At 67.1% G+C, this 20,117-nt stretch carries 17 protein-coding genes and 1 tRNA gene; 9 read left to right on the forward strand and 9 right to left on the reverse strand.

The window, feature by feature from the left end:
- Positions 1-102: 102 nt before the first annotated feature.
- Genes BN972_RS20480 through BN972_RS20490 form a run of 3 tightly spaced genes read left to right on the forward strand, consistent with a single transcriptional unit; the run spans position 103 to position 3,800 of the window.
- Positions 103-1,338: a cytochrome P450 gene (locus BN972_RS20480; RefSeq protein WP_036361870.1), complete on the forward strand. Its 1,236-nt coding sequence runs from the start codon at positions 103-105 to the stop codon at positions 1,336-1,338.
- 54 nt (positions 1,339-1,392) lie between these two features.
- Entirely contained in the window at positions 1,393-2,163 is a 771-nt protein-coding gene (locus BN972_RS20485) for a PP2C family protein-serine/threonine phosphatase (RefSeq protein ID WP_036361874.1), read from the forward strand.
- A 26-nt stretch (positions 2,164-2,189) separates the two neighbouring features.
- Positions 2,190-3,800: an FAD-binding protein gene (locus BN972_RS20490; RefSeq protein WP_235192530.1), complete on the forward strand. Its 1,611-nt coding sequence runs from the start codon at positions 2,190-2,192 to the stop codon at positions 3,798-3,800.
- On the opposite strand, the gene BN972_RS27840 is transcribed toward BN972_RS20490, so the two are convergent.
- Both BN972_RS27840 and BN972_RS20500 read right to left on the reverse strand, forming a co-directional pair.
- Complete coding sequence (locus tag BN972_RS27840) at positions 3,797-4,717, reverse strand: alpha/beta fold hydrolase (protein ID WP_051545693.1); 921 nt, start codon at positions 4,715-4,717, stop codon at positions 3,797-3,799. The two genes, BN972_RS20490 and BN972_RS27840, sit on opposite strands and share 4 nt — an antisense overlap.
- A gap of 23 nt (positions 4,718-4,740) precedes the next feature.
- The gene (locus tag BN972_RS20500; protein WP_036361876.1) at positions 4,741-5,652 is read right to left on the reverse strand and encodes an SDR family NAD(P)-dependent oxidoreductase; all 912 of its coding nucleotides are present in this window, start codon (positions 5,650-5,652) and stop codon (positions 4,741-4,743) included.
- A 127-nt stretch (positions 5,653-5,779) separates the two neighbouring features.
- Between BN972_RS20500 and BN972_RS20505 the strand changes: the two genes are divergently transcribed.
- Positions 5,780-6,346, forward strand: coding sequence for a TetR/AcrR family transcriptional regulator (locus BN972_RS20505; protein WP_036361879.1), 567 nt, complete (start codon positions 5,780-5,782; stop codon positions 6,344-6,346).
- A 2-nt stretch (positions 6,347-6,348) separates the two neighbouring features.
- On the opposite strand, the gene BN972_RS20510 is transcribed toward BN972_RS20505, so the two are convergent.
- From BN972_RS20510 to BN972_RS20520, 3 genes are all read right to left on the reverse strand, one after another.
- Entirely contained in the window at positions 6,349-7,212 is an 864-nt protein-coding gene (locus tag BN972_RS20510; RefSeq protein ID WP_051545760.1) for an alpha/beta fold hydrolase, read from the reverse strand.
- A 157-nt stretch (positions 7,213-7,369) separates the two neighbouring features.
- On the reverse strand, positions 7,370-8,755 hold the full coding sequence (locus BN972_RS20515; protein ID WP_036361882.1) for an NtaA/DmoA family FMN-dependent monooxygenase: 1,386 nt from the start codon (positions 8,753-8,755) through the stop codon (positions 7,370-7,372).
- 18 nt (positions 8,756-8,773) lie between these two features.
- Positions 8,774-9,943: an LLM class flavin-dependent oxidoreductase gene (locus BN972_RS20520; protein WP_235192531.1), complete on the reverse strand. Its 1,170-nt coding sequence runs from the start codon at positions 9,941-9,943 to the stop codon at positions 8,774-8,776.
- A 305-nt stretch (positions 9,944-10,248) separates the two neighbouring features.
- Between BN972_RS20520 and BN972_RS20525 the strand changes: the two genes are divergently transcribed.
- Positions 10,249-12,486, forward strand: coding sequence for an NADP-dependent isocitrate dehydrogenase (locus BN972_RS20525; RefSeq protein WP_036361884.1), 2,238 nt, complete (start codon positions 10,249-10,251; stop codon positions 12,484-12,486).
- Between the two features lie 26 nt (positions 12,487-12,512).
- Here the strand turns inward: BN972_RS20525 and BN972_RS20530 are convergent, their stop codons facing one another.
- Complete coding sequence (locus BN972_RS20530) at positions 12,513-13,010, reverse strand: DoxX family protein (RefSeq protein WP_235192532.1); 498 nt, start codon at positions 13,008-13,010, stop codon at positions 12,513-12,515.
- Between the two features lie 100 nt (positions 13,011-13,110).
- On the opposite strand from BN972_RS20530, the gene BN972_RS20535 reads away from it, so the two are divergent.
- From BN972_RS20535 to BN972_RS20545, 3 genes are read left to right on the forward strand one after another with little or no spacing between them, the layout of a single operon-like run.
- Entirely contained in the window at positions 13,111-13,524 is a 414-nt protein-coding gene (locus BN972_RS20535; protein WP_036361887.1) for a cupin domain-containing protein, read from the forward strand.
- A 48-nt stretch (positions 13,525-13,572) separates the two neighbouring features.
- Complete coding sequence (locus tag BN972_RS20540; RefSeq protein ID WP_036361890.1) at positions 13,573-14,793, forward strand: acyl-CoA dehydrogenase family protein; 1,221 nt, start codon at positions 13,573-13,575, stop codon at positions 14,791-14,793.
- Positions 14,790-15,815 (forward strand): phosphotransferase family protein, encoded by a 1,026-nt coding sequence (locus BN972_RS20545; protein ID WP_036361892.1) that lies wholly within the window; start codon positions 14,790-14,792, stop codon positions 15,813-15,815. Before BN972_RS20540 ends, BN972_RS20545 begins: the two co-directional genes overlap by 4 nt.
- Positions 15,816-15,828: 13 nt before the next feature.
- Here BN972_RS20545 and selB read toward each other — a convergent pair whose 3' ends face one another.
- From selB to BN972_RS20560, 3 genes are all read right to left on the reverse strand, one after another.
- Positions 15,829-17,619, reverse strand: a complete 1,791-nt coding sequence (gene selB / locus BN972_RS20550; RefSeq protein WP_036361895.1) for a selenocysteine-specific translation elongation factor — start codon at positions 17,617-17,619, stop codon at positions 15,829-15,831.
- Positions 17,616-18,923 carry an L-seryl-tRNA(Sec) selenium transferase gene (gene selA / locus BN972_RS20555; protein WP_036361898.1) on the reverse strand — a complete coding sequence of 436 codons (1,308 nt, stop codon included), beginning with the start codon at positions 18,921-18,923 and terminating at the stop codon, positions 17,616-17,618. Before selA ends, selB begins: the two co-directional genes overlap by 4 nt.
- Positions 18,924-18,953: 30 nt before the next feature.
- Positions 18,954-19,049: transfer RNA gene (locus BN972_RS20560), tRNA-Sec, on the reverse strand.
- A 42-nt stretch (positions 19,050-19,091) separates the two neighbouring features.
- On the opposite strand from BN972_RS20560, the gene selD reads away from it, so the two are divergent.
- The gene (gene selD / locus BN972_RS20565; RefSeq protein WP_036361901.1) at positions 19,092-20,063 is read left to right on the forward strand and encodes a selenide, water dikinase SelD; all 972 of its coding nucleotides are present in this window, start codon (positions 19,092-19,094) and stop codon (positions 20,061-20,063) included.
- Positions 20,064-20,117 lie beyond the last annotated feature (54 nt).

A 20,117-nucleotide genomic window follows, 5' to 3' on the forward strand; every position in this document is an offset into this window, starting at 1 on the left:
GTCTTCGCGGTCTTCACCGCCATAGCCGCAGTGTCAGAAACTTCCCGTATTTGCGTGTTCTCCCGGATGGTCTTCATCTCCCGTGGGCACAGGCTGAACCGCATGACAATCACCATGGACCGAAACCGCCCGAACGTCTTCGACGCCGGCCTACCGACGCTCGACTACGAACATGCCGAGCACCCCGACGACGCCCACGTGATCATCCGAGAAGCCCGCGCGCGGGCACCGATCGCGATCGGCCCATACGGGCCCGAGCTGTTGACCTACGACCTGGTGCACGACGCGCTGCGTGACCCACGCCTGCGCGTACCACAGGGTATGTTCCTTGCCGGGCAGGGGATTACATCCGGCCCGTTGTGGGACCGCATCGCCGTCAACATTCTCAGCCTCGATGGGGACCAACACCACCGGCTACGTCGACTGGTGAGCAAAGCCTTCACACCCAGAGCCGCCGCTCGGTTGCGCACGACGATGATCGATGTCATCACCGAGCTGGTCGATCGCCAGATCGCCCGCGGTCATTGTGATGTGGTCGCCGACGTTGCCCGCCGGTACCCGATCCCGATCATCTGCGCGCTACTGGGTGCACCCGCCGAAGACTGGAAACTGTTCTCGGACTGGACCGATGACATCCTGAAAGCCTTCAGCTGGGATGCCGCCAGTGCGACGCCGGCGATCCTGACCGCCTGGGCTGCACTCGACACCTATATCGACGACATGGCCGCGCGACGGCGGCACCACCTGACCGATGACCTGATCTCCGAATTGATCCAGGCCGAGGACGACGGTGACCGCCTCAGCGCCGACGAACTCCGAATGCTCGTCGCCGCACTGCTATTGGGCGGCACCGACACCACCCGGCTGCAGTTGGGAGCGGCGGCACACGTGTTGTGCGATCACCCCGAGCAGTGGGCCCTGCTCGGCGAGCATCCCGAGCTGGCCGGAAATGCCGTCGAGGAGCTCATCCGCCATTCCCCCGTCACCTTCGTGACGCTGCGCACCGCGCGAGAGGATGTCGAGCTCGCCGGCGTCACTATTCCCGCCGGTACTTTGGTCGTGATCAACACCGGAGCCGCCAACCGCGATCCCGCTGTCTACGACCACCCCGACCGCCTCGACATTCGCCGCCACGGCGCCCCGCCGATCCAGACGTTCGGCGCCGGCATGCACTTCTGTATGGGCTCCAATCTGGCCCGCCTCGAATTGGCCGAGGCGCTCAGGGTGATCACGCGGCGGATGCCCAACGCCCGCCGCACCGGCCCGGCGCCGTGGAAACCGGTGAACGCGTTGGGCGGCCCCATCACCCTGCCGATCGAATTCGACCCCGGCGGCTGATTTTGGTTGCGTTGCATTGCGCGAGCACCGGGTCACTAGGATGGCCGCGACCCCGTGTATTACCTGGACCTACCGAAGGCGGAGCGGATGGGCGTGCAGTTCGCAGGTCTGTCCGACATCGGCCGGTTGCGCGCCACCAACCAGGACCGGTGGGGTGCCGACCCCGAGCAATCGTTGTTCATGGTCGCCGACGGCGTCGCGTGCAGCACCGACGGCGCGCTGGCCGCCGCGCTTGTGATGGAGCTGCTGCCGACCTACGTGAGTCGACATCTCAAACCCGACAACGTGAACGACGAGGGCGCGGATGAGCTGCTGGGGCGCGCCGTCGTCGAATATTGCAGCGACTTCTGCGCCTACGCCCGAACCGATCCACGCGCCGCCGGCGCCAACACCACGCTCGTCGCCGTCGTGATCGCCCAGGCGCGGGCAGTCGTTGCCCATCTGGGCGACAGCCGCGCATACCTGTTCCGCGACCAGAAGCTGCAGCAACTCACCCGGGACCACAGTGTGATCCAGGACTTAATCGACTCCGGTGAAGTCGCCCCCGAAGACGCGGGGCGGCACCCGGCGAGAGCCACCCTCACCCGGCACGTGGCGATGTTTCCGGGCGCACTGCCCGACACAGCGGCGGTGGAGCTGCTGCCCGGTGACCGGATCCTGCTGTCGAGCGACGGGCTGCACGGTGTCGTCGACGACGACGCCCTGGCCGCAGCGCTCATCGAGCATGCAGCACCCGACGACGCGTGCGCCGCTCTGATCGATGCGGCACTGCAGGCGGGCGGGCCGGACAACATCACCGCCATGGTCATCGACCCCTCGTGGTAGGCGCGCGCCCACGTTAGGGTGCAGCGGTGAATGCTGACCTGTCGACGCGCGGCACCGAATGGGTGGCCGACGTAGTGGTGGTGGGATTCGGTGCGGCGGGCGCCTGCGCGGCGATCACCGCGCGCGAACATGGGGCCGACGTGATCGCGATCGACCGCGCCAACGGTGGCGGCTCGACCGCGGTGTCGGGCGGCATTATCTACGCCGGGGGCGGCACCGCCGTCCAGCAACGGGCCGGCGTTGCGGACACCGCCGAGCAGATGCTGACCTACCTTCGCCTCGAGGTCGGCGACGCCGTCAGCCCACAGACGCTGGAATCATTCGTGGCGGGCAGTCCGGAGATGATCCGCTGGCTCACCGACTACGGCGTCCCGTTCGATTCGACGTTGTGCCCGTACAAGACCTCCTACCCGAACAACCATTACTACCTGTACCACTCGGGCAGTGAGAATGCCGGTGCGTTCCGCGTACACACGCCACCGGTCCAGCGCGGCCACCGTGTGAAGGGCAAGGGTGTCTCCGGCAAGATGCTCTACGCGCCGTTGGCGAAATCCGCACTCGCCCTTGGGGTTCAACTGCGCCCACAAACCCGCGCCAGCCAGCTGATTCAAGAGCCGTCCGGGCGGGTGTGCGGAGTGGAAGCAACGACGATGCATTATGCGCCGGCCCGCGTCCGCCGCCGGTACGCGCGGCTGGCAGGGCTGTCGACCAAGCCCGGCATCTACTATCCACCGCTACGCTCCGCGGTGGAACGTCGCCTGCGCAACCTCGAGCGGCGCTACGCGCAGCCGGTGCGGATACTGGCCAGGCGAGCCGTAATCATCTGCGCCGGAGGCTATATGGCCAATGCGGAATGGATCGAACGGTTCGCCCCGCAATATCGGGGCGGAATGCAGCTGGGCACCAGTGGCGACGACGGCAGCGGCATCGCCATGGCGAAAAGCGTCGGCGCGGTTACCGAGCGGATGGACAATGTCTCGGCGTGGCGATTCATCACGCCGCCAAGCGCTTTCATCAGCGCGATCATCGTCGATGCGCTGGGCCGACGCGTCATCGACGAGAGCCGCTACGGCGCGGCCGTCGGCCACGCCATGGTCCGTCACCACAACGGGAAGGGCTGGCTGCTTGCCGACGCCGCGCTGATGAAAGAGGCGCGACGGCAAATGATCAAGCAGCCGTTGTGGTTTCAACGGCTGCAGTCGGCGGCGCTGATGCTCTTCGATTCGGTCAGGGGCGCCTCGCTGCAAGATGCCGCCCGGCGTGCCGGCATCGACCCCGACGGCCTGGTAGCCACCGTCGAGGCACACAACAACGCCATCGACGCCGGCGCACCCGATCCCGCCGGTAAACCCGCCGACTTCGTGCGCCGCATCGGCCCGGGCCCCTACACGCTGTTGAACATCTCCGTGCGCCCGAGCCTGATCAACCCCACCCCGATGCTGACCCTCGGCGGAATCCGCGTCGACGAGGGCACCGGGGCCGTGCTCGACGGATCCGGCACGCCGATTCCGGGACTGTTCAGCGCCGGACGCACCGCAACTGGAATCTGCTCCAACTCCTACGTCAGCGGGCTTTCCCTTGCCGACTGTGTCTTCGCGGGCCGACGCGCCGGGAGATCCGCTGCAACACAAGCTTAATGCGCCGCTGACCGCGCAATCACCAACTCGACGGCGGCCGCAACCACGTCGGGCTGATGGATCTGAACGAAGTGGTCGCTGCCAGTCGCCTCGACGTGCGGCGTTTGCGGCCGCAGCGCGACCAGACCCGTGGTGGCATCCCGCCACGCCTGTTCCAACTTCGCACTCTTGTCGGCGGGCAGGTCCGGCGGGATCGTGAAAGGTTCCGTGCGGGTCAGCACGGCAGTCGGAATCGGCGGGAAGGCGGGAGCGCCCGCCACCTGCGCCACACTGCGATCGATGTCGATCACCTCGAACGACGCCGGGTCCCGCAACTGCGGCGGCGGTGCGTCCAGCGCCTGTCGATAGTCCGGCCAGTCCGAACCCATCAGGTCCGGGATCTCGACACCGAAGGCATCGACGAACACCAGTCCCCGCACCTGATCCGGGTGGGTTTGGGCATAGAGTCGAATGAACAGCCCGCCCAGCGAATGCCCGACGAGAACATAGGGCGCCGGGACGTGCGCGGCCTCGAGCAGGGTGTGCAGGTCGGCGACGACGTCGGCCGCGGTACGCGGCATCGGCACACTTGAGCTGCGGTCGGCGAGGGTCGGTGGGTCCGAATTGCGCACGGTCCCGGGACGGTCGTAGGCGCAGACCCGATGGCTGCGGGCAACGGCCGGCAGCACAGCCGGCCCGACCGCCGGTGCGGCCGCGTCGGATTGATTCCACGGGTCCGCCGAGTTGTGATACCCGGATTCCAAAATTATTGCGGGACTGCCTGTTCCGCGACACTCAAGATAGAGGTGCCGTCCATTGCCGATATCGACCGGGCCGCTGAAGTCGCCGAGGGCGGGACGGCCACCCGGTGGTGCGGCACTACAACCCGCCGAAGCGAATAGCAGTGCCGTCATCACCAGGATCCTCAGCAGGCGCATGCGGCCATTGTCTCGGCTCGGGTTCAGCCGATGGGATAGACCACCCCGGTCAGCTCCTCAGACACTGCCCAGAGCCGGCGCTGCAGTGCCTCATCGTGCGATTGGGCGCTCGAGGCAACCACTTTCGGATACCCCCTGGTTTCCTGGAAGCCGTCGGGCCCGTAGTACTGGCCGCCCAGCACGCTCGGGTCGGTGGCCGCACGCAGCGTCGGCAACGCGCCCAGCTCGGCATCCTGGAACAGCGGCTCGATCAGCGGCGTCAACGCCCTGAGTAGCCGGGGCAGGTTGCGGGTCAGCTCAGTCTTGGAGCCGCCCGGGTGTGCCGCCACCGCGACGGTGGTTCCGTGCGGGGCAAGCCGGCGCTGCAGTTCGTAGGTGAAGAGCAGATTGGCGAGCTTGGCTTGGCCGTACGCGGCTACCCGGCTATAGCGGCGTTCCCATTGCAGGTCGTCGAAATGGATCGCGGCGCGGATGCGGTGGCCGATGCTGCTGACCGTCACCACCCGCGAACCGGGCACCGGCAGCAGCCGGTCCAGCAGCAGTCCGGTGAACGCGAAGTGACCCAGATGATTGGTGCCGAACTGCAATTCGAAGCCGTCCTTGGTGGTCGACTTGGGTGTGTACATGACGCCGGCATTGTTGATCAGCACATCGATGTGGTCGTAGTCGGAGCGCAGTTGGGCTGCGGCGGCGCGCACCGAGTCCAGCGATGTGAGGTCGAGTTCCTGCAGAGCCACGTCGGCGCCAGGCGTCGCGGCGGCGATGCGCGCCGCCGCCTCCTTGCCCTTCTCGAGGTTGCGCACGGCCAGCACCACCCGCGCACGCCGCGCGGCCAGCGCAGCGGCGGTCTCGAAACCGAGTCCGGTATTGGCACCGGTGATCACGACCGTCCGGGAAGTCTGTTCGGGAATGTCGGCGGTGGTCCATTTTGTCATCAGGGGCTCCTCGCTATGATGGTTAAACGGGGCGAGCGCTCCGCTTAGCGCCACTATACGGAACGCGCGCCCCGTTTTGTCAATAGTGCGGGCTGGGCTAACTTTTTTGGGTCGAAGGAGGTGCCGCATGGCAAGTACGGCTCGGCCAGTGCGTGCCGACGCGGCCCGAAACCGGGCCCGTGTCTTGGAAGTCGCCTATCAGACCTTTGCGGACGAAGGTCTGTCGGTACCGATCGACGAAATCGCCCGGCGCGCCTGCGTCGGCGCAGGCACGGTCTACCGCCACTTCCCCACCAAGGAAGCGCTGTTTGAGGCCGTGATCGCCGAACGGATGCGTCACCTCATCGGTGAAGGGCGCTCTTTGCTCGAGTCGGAGGCGCCCGGGAATGCACTCTTCACTTTCCTGCGCTCGATGGTGCTGCAGTGGGGCGCCGCCGACCGCGGCCTGGTCGAAGCCTTGGCCGGCATCGGCATCGATATCAGCGATGCAGTCCCAGGGGCCGAGGAGGAGTTCCTCAGCGTGCTTGCCGACTTGTTGCAGGCGGCACAGCGCGCCGGGACAGCGCGGCCGGATGTGGGCGTCGGCGAGGTGAAGACGTTGCTGGTCGGGTGTCAGGCGATGCAGGTTTACAACGCCGATGCGGCCGCGACCGTGACGGACGTCGCGCTCGACGGGCTGCGGGCCAAGCCGTAAAACTATGCGATCGTGCGCACGGCGGCCGTGACCGCCCGGGGTGCCTCGGACTGCGGATAGTGGCCCACCCCAATGAGTCTGGTGACCTTGGCCTTTGGCAGCGCGGCGATCGCCTGCTCCAGTACGTGGGCGCCCGACACCGGGTCGTCGAGCCCCCATACGAGGTGCAGGGGTCCCTGCCAGTTGGCCAGTGCATCCTCCCAGCGACGGTGATGTTGGGAGCGTTCGGCGTTGTAGCGGATGAGCAGGTGCGCGAGTTTGTGGCCGTTGCGCAGGGAGATGCCGAACCAGAGGTTGGCGAATTCCTGATCACTGAGCCGTGTTCCGCGAATCTTGTCCAGCGCGCGGCGGACTCGGTTCGCCCTGATCCGGCCCGAGATGAACTTGCCGATGCCGGGCCGAATCAGCAGCTTCTGCAGGAGCGTCGGCCGGTAGGCGCGGTAGACGATGCCGCAGTTCAGCAGGACCAGACCGGAAACGGTGAACCCCAGCGCGCCACTGAGCGCTCGGTGGATCAGCTCCTGGGCGACGATGCCGCCGTAGTCATGAGCGACTACCACCACCGAGTCCAACTGCAGGTGAGCCACCAAATCCTCTACCAGATCGGCTGATTCGGCGACTGAATACGCATACGGGTTCGGCTTGTCCGAGGCGCCGTAACCGAGGAAGTCGGGTGCGATCACGTCATGGTCGGCCTCGAGATCGTCGGCGACATCGGCGTAATCGAACGACCACGTCGGAAAGCCGTGCAGCAGGAGGACGGCGGGCCCCTGACCCCGGCGGCGGAAGGCAATGCGGTGTCCCCGTCGACTGACGAGCGTCTCGCCTTGACTGATCCATAACTGCGCCGCCGACGCGTCGGTCATCGGCCCTCCCACTCCTCGGCGAGCAACTCATACGAGCGCAATCGATCCCGGTTTCGGTGAGTGATCGTAGTGACAACCGACTCGCCGGTGTCGATCGGCAACCTGGACCGCTGATGCGACGAACTGCCCGTTCGACACAAAGCGGCTGTTCACGCGGCTATGACGCCGCCCACCGCGAGTCTTTCGACCGGCGGGGCACTGGCAGCGGCGCCAGGCCCAAATGGTCGCGCAGCGTGGTCCCGGTGTAGTCGGCGCGGAACACGCCGCGCTCCTGCAGCAGCGGCACCACCCGGTCGACGAACGGGTCGAGCCCGCCGGGGGTGATGTGCGGGACCAGGATGAACCCGTCGCTGGCGTCGGCCTGCACCAGATCGTTGATCGCCGTGGCGATGGTGTCCGGTGCACCGATGAAGGACTGACGGCCAGTGACCTCGACGATCAGTTCGCGGGTGGTCAGGTTCTCCGCCTCGGCTTTGGCGCGCCAGTCGTTGGCAACCGCGATCGGGTCGCGGTGCATGCGCACGCTGGCGCGCCCGCGCGAGATGGTGTTTTCGCCGACGACCGGGTCCACCGCCGGCAGCGGTCCGTCCGGGTCGTGGTCGGACAGGTCCCGGTTCCAGAGCTGCTCGAGGAATTTGATCGCGGTCTGCGGGGAGACCTGCGCAAGCCGGACCTCGTATGCGAGGTCGGCGGCCTCGGCATCGTTGTCTCCGATCACGAAGGTCGCGGCCGGCAGGATCAGCAGCTCGTCGCGGCGCCGTCCGTAGCGCGTGAGCCGGCCCTTGACGTCGGCGTAGAACGCCTGGCCGGCCTCCAGCGTGCTGTGCCGGGAGAAGATCGCGTCGGCGGCCGATGCCGCGAAGTCGCGTCCCTGGTCGGAGTCGCCCGCCTGAAAGATAACCGGCCGGCCCTGCGGACTGCGCGGAACGTTGAATCGACCGTGGATGTCGAAGTGCGCGTCCCGGTGTAGGAACGCTCCGGCGTCCGGTTCGGACAGGAAGACGCCGGTCTCTTTGTCCGCCACGATCTCGTCGCCGTGCCACGAATCGAACAATTCCTGGGTCGTCCGCAGGAACGTCTTCGCCCGCTCGTAGCGCTGGTCCTCGGCCAGGAATCCGCCGCGCCGGAAGTTCTCGCCGGTGAAGGCATCCCAGGAGGTCACCACGTTCCACGCGGCGCGCCCGCCGGACAGATGGTCCAGGGACGCGAACTGCCGGGCGACCTCGTAGGGCTCGTTGAAGGTCGAGTTGATCGTGCCGGTCAGACCGAGCCGATCGGTGACCGCCGCCAATGCGGCGAGGATGGTAAAGGTATCCGGACGCCCGACCACGTCCAGGTCGTAGATCTGCCCGTTCTGCTCGCGTAGGCGCAGTCCTTCGGCGAGGAACAGGAAGTCGAACTTGCCCCGCTCGGCCGTCTGGGCGAATTGGGCGAACGAGTTGAACTCGATGTGGCTGCCCGCGGCGGGATCGCTCCACACCGTGGTGTTGTTGACCCCCGGGAAGTGCGCGGCCAGGTGAATCTGTTTCAGCGGCTTACTCATTGCGAATCCTAGTGTCGATCAGGCGGTGGCGTAGCGGTTGCGGGGACGGGCCAAGCCCAGCAACCCGCGCAGCGTGTCGGCCGGATAGCCGTTGCGGTACAACCCCCGTCGGCGTAGTTCCGGCACCAGGCGTTCGGTAATCTGCACCAGGTCATGCGGGAGCGCAGCCGGGCGCAGCCGGAACCCGGACAAACCCGCGGCATGCCAATCCTGAAGCAGGTCGGCCAGCTGCGCGGCAGTGCCGGTGAATATCGTTGCGTCGCTGCGGAATTCGGCACCGGCCAGGTCATCGAGCCGACGTCGCCGAGCCTGTGCCGCCGATCCCGTGTCGTCAAGCAGGACGAGCAGGTCACCGAAAAGGTGCAGCGGTTCGTCGTCGCGGCCGACGGCTTGCCGCAGGGCGGCGATCTCGACGACGATGTCGGCCGCCTCGGCCGCATCTCGGGGCGTGACGAACCCGACGTCGGCGCTCGCGGCGATAAGTTGGTAGGACAGTCCGCCGTGGCCCAACGCCGCCACCAGCGGCTGGCCCTGGGGTGGCCGGGGCGTGATCGAGGGACCCTTTACCGAGAACCAGCGGCCACGAAAGTCGATGTAGTGCAACTTGTTCCGGTCGATGAACCGGCCGCTGGCGACATCGCGGATCTCCGCGTCGTCCTCCCAGCTGTCCCATAACCGCCGTAACACCTCGACGTAGTCGGCGGCCTCGGCGAACAGGTCGTCGAACTCGTGGCGGCGGCCGAAGTGCGCCGCCACATCGGCGCGGCCGGTGACCTGGACGCGGACCCCGGCCCGGCCCGAACTCACGTAGTCGAGCGTGGCGATCGACTTGGACAGGTGGAACGGTTCGGTGTGCGTCACGACGGCCGCCGGCACCAAACCGATGCCCTTGGTGAGCGGCGCGATCCGCGCGGCAATGAGCACCGCGTCCAACCGGCCGCGAACGCGATCGGTCCGGTCGTCGGGTTGCCGAGGATCGTCGGATTGCAGCGCCAGTGAATCCTCGATGGTCACGAAGTCGACCGACCCGCGTTCGGCTTCGACGACCAGATCGGCCCAGTAGCCGGGCGTGAATAGCTGCGTGGTTGCGGCCTCCGGTTCTCGCCAAGCCGCGGGGTGCCAGCCGGCACCGTCCAGCGCTACGGCCAGGTGAAAATGATCCGACGGATTTGCCAACGGATTAGCCACTGGCGGGCCACCTTTCGTTCTCGGTGCCGAGGCTAAGTCGCTTGTCTCGACGGGTAACGGGTTTGGCTCCCACTGAGAGAAAGCATGTTCGGCAAAACCCGCCGCCAGCTGCGTTTATTCCGCCGTGAGTGACGATCGTTACGCGCCAGGAGCCACCGGTCGCGGCTGGCCGGCAATGTGTAACCACCCAGAGTGCGGCGTCTGTCTCGGCCCCCGATCCCCGGCGTGCGTTAGTGTCGCTGTTGTGGCTGGCGATGAAGTGAGCCCCTCACAATCTGACCGACACTGACGCCGGGAGAGTACGTATGAGCGCCGAGCAGCCGACAATCATCTACACGCTGACCGACGAGGCGCCGTTGCTGGCGACCTACGCCTTCCTTCCGATAGTGCGCGCCTTTGCCGAGCCGGCAGGCATCAAGATCAAAACCAGCGACATCTCCGTCGCTGCGCGCATCCTCGCGCAGTTCCCCGACGATCTGGACGAAGACCAGCGCGTCCCCGACAACCTCGCCGAGCTGGGCGAGCTGACCCAGGACCCCGAAACCAACATCATCAAGCTGCCCAACATCAGCGCCTCGGTGCCGCAGTTGGTGGCCGCGATCAAAGAGCTGCAGGGCAAGGGCTACAAGATCCCGGACTTCCCCGGCAACCCCAAGACCGACGAGGAAAAGGAAATCCGCCAGCGCTACGCCAATGTGCTGGGCAGCGCCGTTAACCCCGTCCTGCGGGAGGGCAACTCCGATCGTCGCGCCCCCAAGGCGGTCAAGGAGTACGCGCGCAAGCATCCGCACAGCATGGGTGAGTGGTCGATGGCGTCGCGCACCCACGTCGCGACGATGAAGCGCGGCGACTTCTACCACGGGGAGAAGTCGATGACGCTGGACCGGGCGCGCAACGTGAAAATGGTGCTGAAGACCAACAGCGGCGAGACTCTAGAGCTCAAGCCGAAAGTCGAACTCCTCGACGGCGACATCATCGACAGCATGTTTATGAGCAAGAAGGCCCTGTGCGAGTTCTACGAGGAACAGATGCAGGACGCGTACGAGACCGGCGTCATGTTCTCACTGCATGTCAAGGCGACCATGATGAAGGTCTCGCACCCTATCGTGTTCGGGCACGCCGTGAAGATCTTCTACAAGGACGCCTTCGCCAAGCACCAGGAGCTATTTGACGAACTGGGCGTCAACGTCAACAACGGGCTGGTCGACCTGTACGACAAGATCGAGTCGCTTCCGGCGTCGCAGCACGACGAGATCATTCGCGACCTGCACGCCTGTCACGAACACCGTCCCGAGTTGGCCATGGTCGATTCCGCCAAGGGCATCACGAACTTCCATTCGCCCAGCGACGTGATCGTCGATGCCTCGATGCCGGCGATGATCCGCGCCGGCGGGAAGATGTACGGCGCCGACGGGCGGCAGAAAGACACCAAGGCCGTCAACCCGGAGTCCACCTTCTCCCGGATCTACCAGGAGATCATCAACTTCTGTAAGACGAACGGCCAGTTCGACCCGACCACGATGGGCACGGTCCCCAACGTGGGATTGATGGCCCAGCAGGCCGAGGAGTACGGGTCGCACGACAAGACCTTCGAGATTCCCGAGGACGGCGTCGCCGACATCGTCGACCTGGAGACCGGCGAGGTGCTGCTGACGCAGAACGTCGAGGAAGGCGACATCTGGCGTATGCCGATCGTGCGGGATGAGCCGATCCGCGACTGGGTCAAGCTGGCGGTCAACCGGGCGCGTGCATCCGGCATGCCGGTGCTGTTCTGGCTCGACCCCTACCGGCCCCACGAGAACGAACTGATCAAGAAGGTGACGACCTACCTCAAGGATCACGACACCGAGGGCCTGGACATCCAGATCATGTCCCAGGTGCGGTCGATGCGATACACGCTCGAGCGCCTGATCCGCGGCCTGGACACCATCGCGGCCACCGGCAACATCCTGCGCGACTACCTCACCGACCTGTTCCCGATCCTCGAGTTGGGGACCAGCGCCAAGATGCTCTCGATCGTGCCGCTGATGAAGGGCGGCGGGTTGTATGAAACCGGCGCGGGCGGTTCGGCACCCAAACACGTGCACCAACTCGTCGAGGAGAACCACCTGCGCTGGGATTCCCTGGGCGAATTCCTCGCGCTGGGTGCCTGTTTCGAAGACATCGGCATCAAGACCGGCAACGAGCGGGCCAAGATCCTGGGCAAGACGCTGGACTCGGCGATCGGCAACCTCCTGGAGAACGACAAGAGCCCGTCGCGCAAGACCGGTGAGCTCGACAACCGGGGCAGCCAGTTCTACCTCGCGCTGTACTGGGCGCGCGAGCTGGCCGCCCAGGACGACGACGAGGAACTGAAGGAACACTTCGCCGCCGTCGCCGACACGTTGGGCAAGAACGAAGAAAAGATCGTTTCCGAACTCAACAAGGCGCAGGGCGAGCGGGTCGACATCGGCGGTTACTACTACCCGGATGCGGAGAAGACGGCGGCGGTGATGCGGCCGAGCAAGACGCTCAACGACGCGCTCGCCGATATTCGGGAGTGACGCTGCGCGTCGTCGCCAGGTCGAATTCAGTTGCGAAGGCGCTTCTTTCGGCGTGCCATCAGACCGTCTAACGACCACGGCCCGGCGCCAACGATGAGCAGGAATGTGACGGTGAGCAACTGGGCGTACTCAGAGCGCACTTCGTGTAGCACGGCCCAGAATCCAGTTTGCGGTGGCACCGGCGGCAGGGGCAGCGGCGAAACGCCGTAGAAGATGGCGATTTTGGTGGACAGCATTGCGACGATCATCTCGACGATGAACGGAATTGTGATGAATCGGGTGAACAGGCCAAGCAGCAGCAGGATGCCGCCGACGATCTCCAGGACACCGACGAAGTCGGCGGACAGCTCAGGAAATGGAATGCCGATCTTGGTGAACCGTCCGACGCCCTGGTTCGGAAAGACGAACTTGATGACGCCTTCCCAGAGAAAGACTCCACCCGCCATCAATCTGATCAAGATCGTCGCGGCGGGTGCGCTGTCCGGCGGCTCTGCCAGCCAACGCCATGTTTTTCCGATCAACACGTCCTCCGATCATCGATGTGCGACACTCGCCGGTGCGAGTCCGTACTGACCACGGTCGATACCCATAGGAAGTTCACAGCCGGCGCTGTAGGTTTCAGCAATGCCGCAAGATTTCGACCCGAATTGGGACAAGGCCTTCACGGTCGTGCAGCATGTCAAGCCGCCGTCAATCCCGCAGGGCGCCGACGCCATGACGATCGTGGTCGAGTACCCGCCGGGCAGCCCCGGTGCGCCGCCGCACCGGCATCCGGGCGGACCCGCGTTCGGCTACGTGCTCGAGGGCGAAATGCTGTTCGAACTGGAAGGCGGGGCACCCAGGGTGGTGCGGGCAGGCGAGGCGTTCTGGGAGCCGGGTGGTGACGTCATCCACTACCGGGATGCCAACTACCGCGACGACGTCAGGGTCAGGTTCGTGGTGACCATGCTGTGCGTGCCGGGACAGCCGATGCTGGTTCGGGTGGACGACGAAGAACTGGCCGCCAAGGAGCATCTGCGGCTATCCGCGCCGACGTAGGCGAGCCCGGCAGCGTCTGCCCAGTCGCGCGAGTGTAGGACAGTGGGTATGTCCCTCTTCGAGATCTCCGAGCGCGCCCAGCAGTACCAGTCCGATTTGCGCGAGTTCATGGATTCGCACGTCTACCCGGCCGAGGCGGTCTACGACGAGCAGATGCGGGAAGCCGGTGATCCGCACTTTCATCCGCCGATCCTCGAGGACCTGAAGGCCGAGGCGCGAAAGCGCGGCCTGTGGAACCTATTTCACCCGCACCCCGAGTGGGGACCGGGGCTGACCAACCTGGAATACGCGCCGCTGGCCGAGATCATGGGCCGCAGCCACCTTGCCTCCGAAGCGTGCAACTGCAGCGCGCCGGACACCGGCAACATGGAGGTTTTCACCCTCTTCGGCACCGACGAACACAAGGAGCGCTACCTCAAGCCCCTGCTGGACGGCAAGATCCGCTCGGCCTTTGCCATGACCGAGCCCGCGGTCGCCAGCTCGGATGCCACCAACGTGGAGATGTCGATGGTGCGGGACGGGGACGACTATGTGCTCAACGGCCGAAAGTGGTTCGCCTCCAACGGTATGCACCGCAACTGCAAAGTACTGATCGTGATGGGCAAGACCGATCCGAATGCCGCGCCGCACCGGCAGCAGTCGATGATGGTGGTGCCCATCGACGCGCCGGGTGTCACGGTCCGGCGCAACCTGTCGGTGTTCGGCTATCAGGATCGGGAGGGGCACGCGGAGATCGACTTCGCCGACGTGCGGGTGCCGAGCAAGGATGTGCTCAAGGGGGAGGGCGAGGGCTTCGCGATCAGCCAGGCCCGGCTCGGCCCTGGCCGTATCCATCACTGTATGCGGGCGATCGGCATGGCCGAGCGGGCGCTGGAGCTGATGTGCAAACGTGCCCAGTCGCGCGTCACCTTCGGCAAGCCGATCAGCGAGAATGCCAACATCCGCGACTGGATTGCCGAGGCCCGCATCGACATCGAGATGATCCGGCTGCTGACCATGAAGGCCGCGTACCTGATGGACACGGTCGGCAATAAGGAGGCGCGCACCGAGATCGCCGCGATCAAGGTCGCCGCGCCCAACATTGCGCTGAAGATCATCGACCGGGCCATCCAGGTGCACGGTGGCGGCGGGGTCACCGACGACTTTCCGCTGGCGATGGCCTGGGCCCACCTGCGCACCCTGCGGCTGGCCGACGGCCCGGACGAGGTGCACAAGCGCGCCATCGCCAGCCAGGAATTGCGCAAGTACCGCGCGGGCGCGCCGAAGTGACCGTCGTCGGCCTGGACCCCGACGCGGTCGCCCGCTGGCTCAGCTCGCTGGGCATCGAGTTCGATGCGCCGCTGCAATTCCAGCGGATCGGCCTCGGGCAATCGAACCTGACCTATCGCATCCAGGACGCCGCCGGGCGGGCGTGGGTGCTGCGGCGCCCGCCGCTGGGCCATCTACTGGCGTCGGCGCACGATGTGCTGCGCGAAGCGCGGATCATCTCGGCGCTGTGGGAAACCGACGTTCCGGTTCCCCAAATTCTGGGCACCACAACGGATCCAAACTTCTCCGAGGTGCCGTTGGTGCTGATGCAGTTCGTCGACGGTTTGGTGGTGGACACGATGGGCGTCGCCGAGGCGCTCACGCCGCAGCAGCGGCGGCAGATCGCGGTGGATCTGCCGCGCACCTTGGTCAGGATTCACGCGGTCGATCTCACCGCGGTGGGACTGGCGGACCTGGCCAGCCACAAGCCATATGCGCAGCGACAACTCAAACGCTGGGCCGGGCAGTGGGAGCTGTCCAAGATGCGGGAACTGCCCGAGCTCGAGGACCTCACCCGGCGGCTGGTGGCCGCGGCCCCCGAGCAACGCGAGATCAGCCTGGTGCACGGGGACTTTCACCTACGGAACCTGATCACTTCGCCGGAGACCGGCGAGATCGTGGCAACCCTGGATTGGGAGTTGTCCACGCTCGGGGATCCCCTGGCCGACATGGGCTCGCTGCTGACCTACTGGGCCGAGCCCGGTGAGACCGTGCCCGGTGACTACGCGCCGTCGACGCTGGAGGGGTTCCCCGATCGGGCCGAGATGACGCGGCTGTACCTGGACGCGACCGGCCGCGATCCCGCCGCGCTGCAGTATTGGCACGCCTTCGGGCTGTGGAAGTTGGCGATCATCGCCGAAGGTGTCCTGCGCCGTGCCCTGGAGAATCCACAGAACAGGGCGTCGGCCGGTACCCCGGACACCAGCTGGATTGATGCGCGGGTGCAGCGGGCACGTGAAATCGCCGACGCCGCAGGCATTTAGCGCCACTAACCGGCTACCGCACGACTTCACGGTGACCGGCGTCGAGTCGCCGCGTCCACCCGCGGGAGTCGAGGTGTTCGAGGAGCGGGATCGCCACCCTTCGAGTGGTGTCGAGCGCCTGCCGCGCCTGGCTTGTGGTGAAGGGCTGCGGCAGCCCGGCCAGCGTACGCATGGCCAGCGCGGGTGCACTCGGCAGCAGCACGACGCCGTCGCGCAACCGCAGCAGCCGGCCGGCGCGTTCGGCGGCGGCCAATTCACGGTTGCCCAAGCCCAGCGCCTGCAGTTCGTAGATCTCCGGCGCGCGGAACGGGTTGGCGCGCAACCGGATTTCCAAGTCGCTCACCGGCGCTTCGGCACCTCCAAGTCCGGTTGGGGCGCCGGCTCTTCGGATGTGGCCGCCCCGTTGCTCCAAGCCCGCTTGGCCGACGACAATCTCGAGCAGTGACTCGTCGATAAGGCCCAGCAGGTCGACCGCGGCCCCTCGGGATATCCCTTCGCTCAAGGGGTCTCGCGAGTGCAGGTCCTCGACCGCGGTTCGCAGCCGCTGCTGCCACGCCTCATGCGTCGGACGGTGCACCCACCAGCCGTCGAATACCACGATGTCGGCGGGCACGGTGTCGGTCAGCAGACCGAGCCGACGCAGGTGGTCGGCCCGTACCGCACCGCGGCGGGCCACCTCGGCGGCGGCGTCGCCGTCGGCGCCCACCGCGGCCAGCGCGATGGCCCGGCGCCCACCGTCACCGCGTCTGCGCAGCGCGGGCGGTTCGGCGTCCAGCACCTGGGCACCACCCAATAGCCGGACACTGCCTGGGTCCCGCAACACCAACCGGTCGCCGAGCACCAACGGCAACTTGCGGCTCAAGGTGAGCCGGCCGTGGTCGTCGTCGAGCGGGCGCAACCGCGCGGGCACCGCAGCGGTGCCGACATGTACGACGAGCTGCGCGGGAAGTTTCGTCAGCGGGCCGCCGGTGGCTCGGCGCACGTCCAGCACCCGGGTGCTCGGCCACGCGCCGGGGGTGAGCAGCGCGTCACCGCGCCGGACGGCTTCCCGCGGGACCGCGCGCAGGTTCAATGCCACCCGCGCCACCGGTTCCAGCGCGGTGTGCCGCACGCCGCAGCTTTGCAACCCGCGGATTGGGACCGATCGGGTGCGCGAGGTGCCGAGCAGATCGAGTTGGTCCCCGGTTGCCAGGGCGCCGGCCGAGAGGGTGCCGGTGACGACCGTGCCGGCGCCGGTAATGGTGAAGGACCGGTCGACCCAGAGCCGTACCCGGGCGCTGGTATCGGGCGCCGGCGCTCCCGCGAGCACGCCGTCGAGTGTCTCGCGCAGCTCGGCCAGCCCCGCGCCGGTGACCGCGGAAACGACCACACCGGGCGCATCACGCAACCCCGTGTCGGCGAGTTCCGCCCGGGCTTGCGCAAGCACTTCGAGTCCCTGCTGCGGGGCCCGGTCGGCGCGGGTGACCACGATCAAGCCGTGTCGAATACCAAGCGCCGCAACGGCATCGCGGTGATCGCTGGACTGGGCCTGCCATCCTTGGTCGGCGGCGACGACGAAGCAGACCACCGGTGCCGGACCCAATCCGGCCAGCGTGTTAGCTAGGAAACGGTGATGCCCGGGCACATCGACGAAGGCGACCGTACGGCCCGACACCAGGGTGGTCCAGGCGAAGCCGAGGTCGATGGTCAGCCCGCGGCGACGTTCCTCTTCCCACCGATCCGGCTCCATCCCGGTCAGCGCGTGGATGAGGGTGCTCTTGCCGTGGTCGACGTGGCCGGCCGTGGCGACGACGTGTCTATTCAGCTCGTCGCACCCAACGCAGCCCGGACGGCGGACAGCAGACGGTCGTCGTCGGCCTCCGGAATGCAGCGCAGGTCCAGCAGGCAGGCGCCGTCGTGCACGCGCGGCAAGACGGCCGGGTTTCCCGTGCGCAAGGGGCCCGCCGCCGCCTCCGGCAACCGCACCGCCCAGCCGGGCAGAGGCACGCCCGGCGCTCCCCCGCCGCCGACCCGACCGTCATGGGCGACGACTGTGCCGCCGACCGCGGCGGCCAACTGGTCGGCACGCGCACGCAATCGCCGGCCGTCGGCGTGTAGGGCCTCGGTGACCGGAGAGGCGCCCGCGCTCACCGTGGCCTCCAGCGCGGCCAGTGTGAGTTTGTCGGCGCGGACCGCCCGGGCCAGCGGATGCCGCGCCATCCTGGACACCACCTCCGCGCGGCCCAGCACGATGCCGGCCTGCGGGCCACCGAGCAGTTTGTCGCCGCTGGCTGTGACGATGTCGGCGCCCTCGCGCAGCGCGGTGGCGGCGTCCGGCTCGTCTGGGAGTAGCGGGTCGGCGGCGAGCAGACCGCTGCCCAGATCTGAGATCAGCGGAATCTGTGTGTCGGCGAGCAGGCCGCGCAACTCGGTGAGCGTTGCCGCCGCGGTGAACCCCTGCACCCGGAAATTGCTCTGGTGCACCTTGAGCACGCAGCCGGTGTCCGGCCCGAGCGCCGCCGCGTAGTCCTCGAGATGCGTGCGGTTGGTGGTGCCGACCTCGCGCAACCGGGCGCCGGTGGAGGCGATCAGGTCAGGCAGCCGGAAACCCGCGCCGATCTCGATCAGTTCGCCGCGGCTCACGATCACTTCGGCTCCGGCGGCCAGGGCGGTGGTGGCAAGCACCAGTGCGGCAGCGCCGTTGTTGACGACGAGCGCCTCCTCGGCCTGCGGGCAGGCGTCCAGCAGGGCGCGACGGGCGGCGACGCCGCGTTTGGAGCGGGTGCCGGTGGTCAGGTCGAGTTCGACGTCGACGTAGCCGCTGGCGGCGATGAGCGCCTCGGCCGCCCCGGCCGCCAGCGGCGCGCGCCCGAGGTTGGTGTGCACGACGACACCGGTCGCGTTCAGCACCGGCCGCAGCGAGCTGGTGGCGCGGGCTGCCAGGGCGGCTTCCAGCGCGTCGGGCACCTGCTCGGGCGGCACCTCACCGCGCCGTGCCCGATCCTGAACCTCGTTGATCAGCGCTCTGATCACATTGTCGCCCAGCCGTTTTCGTTCCCGTTGCACCGAGGTCAGGGCCAGCAACTGATCCGTGCGCGGAATCAATCGGCGCGGGTCGACCTGCGTCACTGATCTTCACCGCTTCCCTAGGTAGGCAACTGGCGGAGGCGGACGGGAATCGAACCCGCCAGACCGAGATGCTCGGTCTCACCGGTTTTGAAGACCGGGGGGACCACCAGGAACCCAAACGCCTCCACGGCTAAACCTAACCTGCGGCTCGGAACGTACGCTCGGGCCATGACCCGGCTCACCGGCTACGCCCATGGCGGCGGTTGCGCTTGCAAAATCCCGCCCGGCGAGCTGGAGGACGCGGTGCGCGGGCTTGTCGGACAGCCCAGCGACGGCGTGCTCGTCGGCCTCGACGATGGCGACGACGCGGCCGCGGTGCTGGTCGGCGAGCTGGCGGTGTTGTCCACCGCGGATTTCTTCACGCCCGTCGTCGACGACGCCTACGACTGGGGCCGGATCGCCGCCGCCAACGCGCTGTCCGACATCTACGCGATGGGCGGGCGGCCGGTGATTGCGATCAACCTGGTCGGCTGGCCCCGCGACGTGCTGCCCATGGAGCTGATGACCGAGGTCCTGCGCGGCGGGCTGGCAGTGGCAGCAGAGGCGGGTTGTCCGGTGATCGGTGGCCACTCCATCGACGACCCGGAGCCGAAATACGGCATGGCGGTGACCGGCGTCGCGGACCCGGCACAGTTGCTTCGCAATGACGCTGCCGAGCCCGACTTGCCGCTCACCCTCACCAAACCGCTGGGCACCGGGTTGCTGAACAACCGGCACAAGCAGACGGGCGAGATCTTCGACGAGGCGGTCGCCACCATGACCCGCTTGAACCGGGATGCCGCCGCGGCGGCCACCGAGGCGGGATTGCGCGCCGCCACCGACGTCACCGGCTTCGGACTGCTCGGCCACCTGCACAAGATGTGCCGGGCGTCCGAGGTCGGCGCCGTCATCGACCGCGGCGCGGTCCCGGTGCTAGAGGCGGCGCGCGTGGCGCTGAAAGACGGCTTCGTCTCCGGCGGTTCCCGACGCAATTTGGACTGGGTGCGCCCGCATCTCACGCACTCCTCGGACGTCACCGAGGACGACCTGCTGCTGTTGGCCGACGCACAGACCTCCGGCGGGCTGCTGGTGGTCGGCGAATTGCCCGGTCATCCGGTGATCGGCCACACCGTCGCCGGCAGCGGCATCCAGATCCGCTGAGCGGGCGCACCGAGCGTGGGGGTTATGGCCCAAGAATTGCCATTTCAAGTGCAA

Source organism: Mycobacterium asiaticum DSM 44297, from assembly GCF_000613245.1.
Classification (GTDB): domain Bacteria; phylum Actinomycetota; class Actinomycetes; order Mycobacteriales; family Mycobacteriaceae; genus Mycobacterium; species Mycobacterium asiaticum.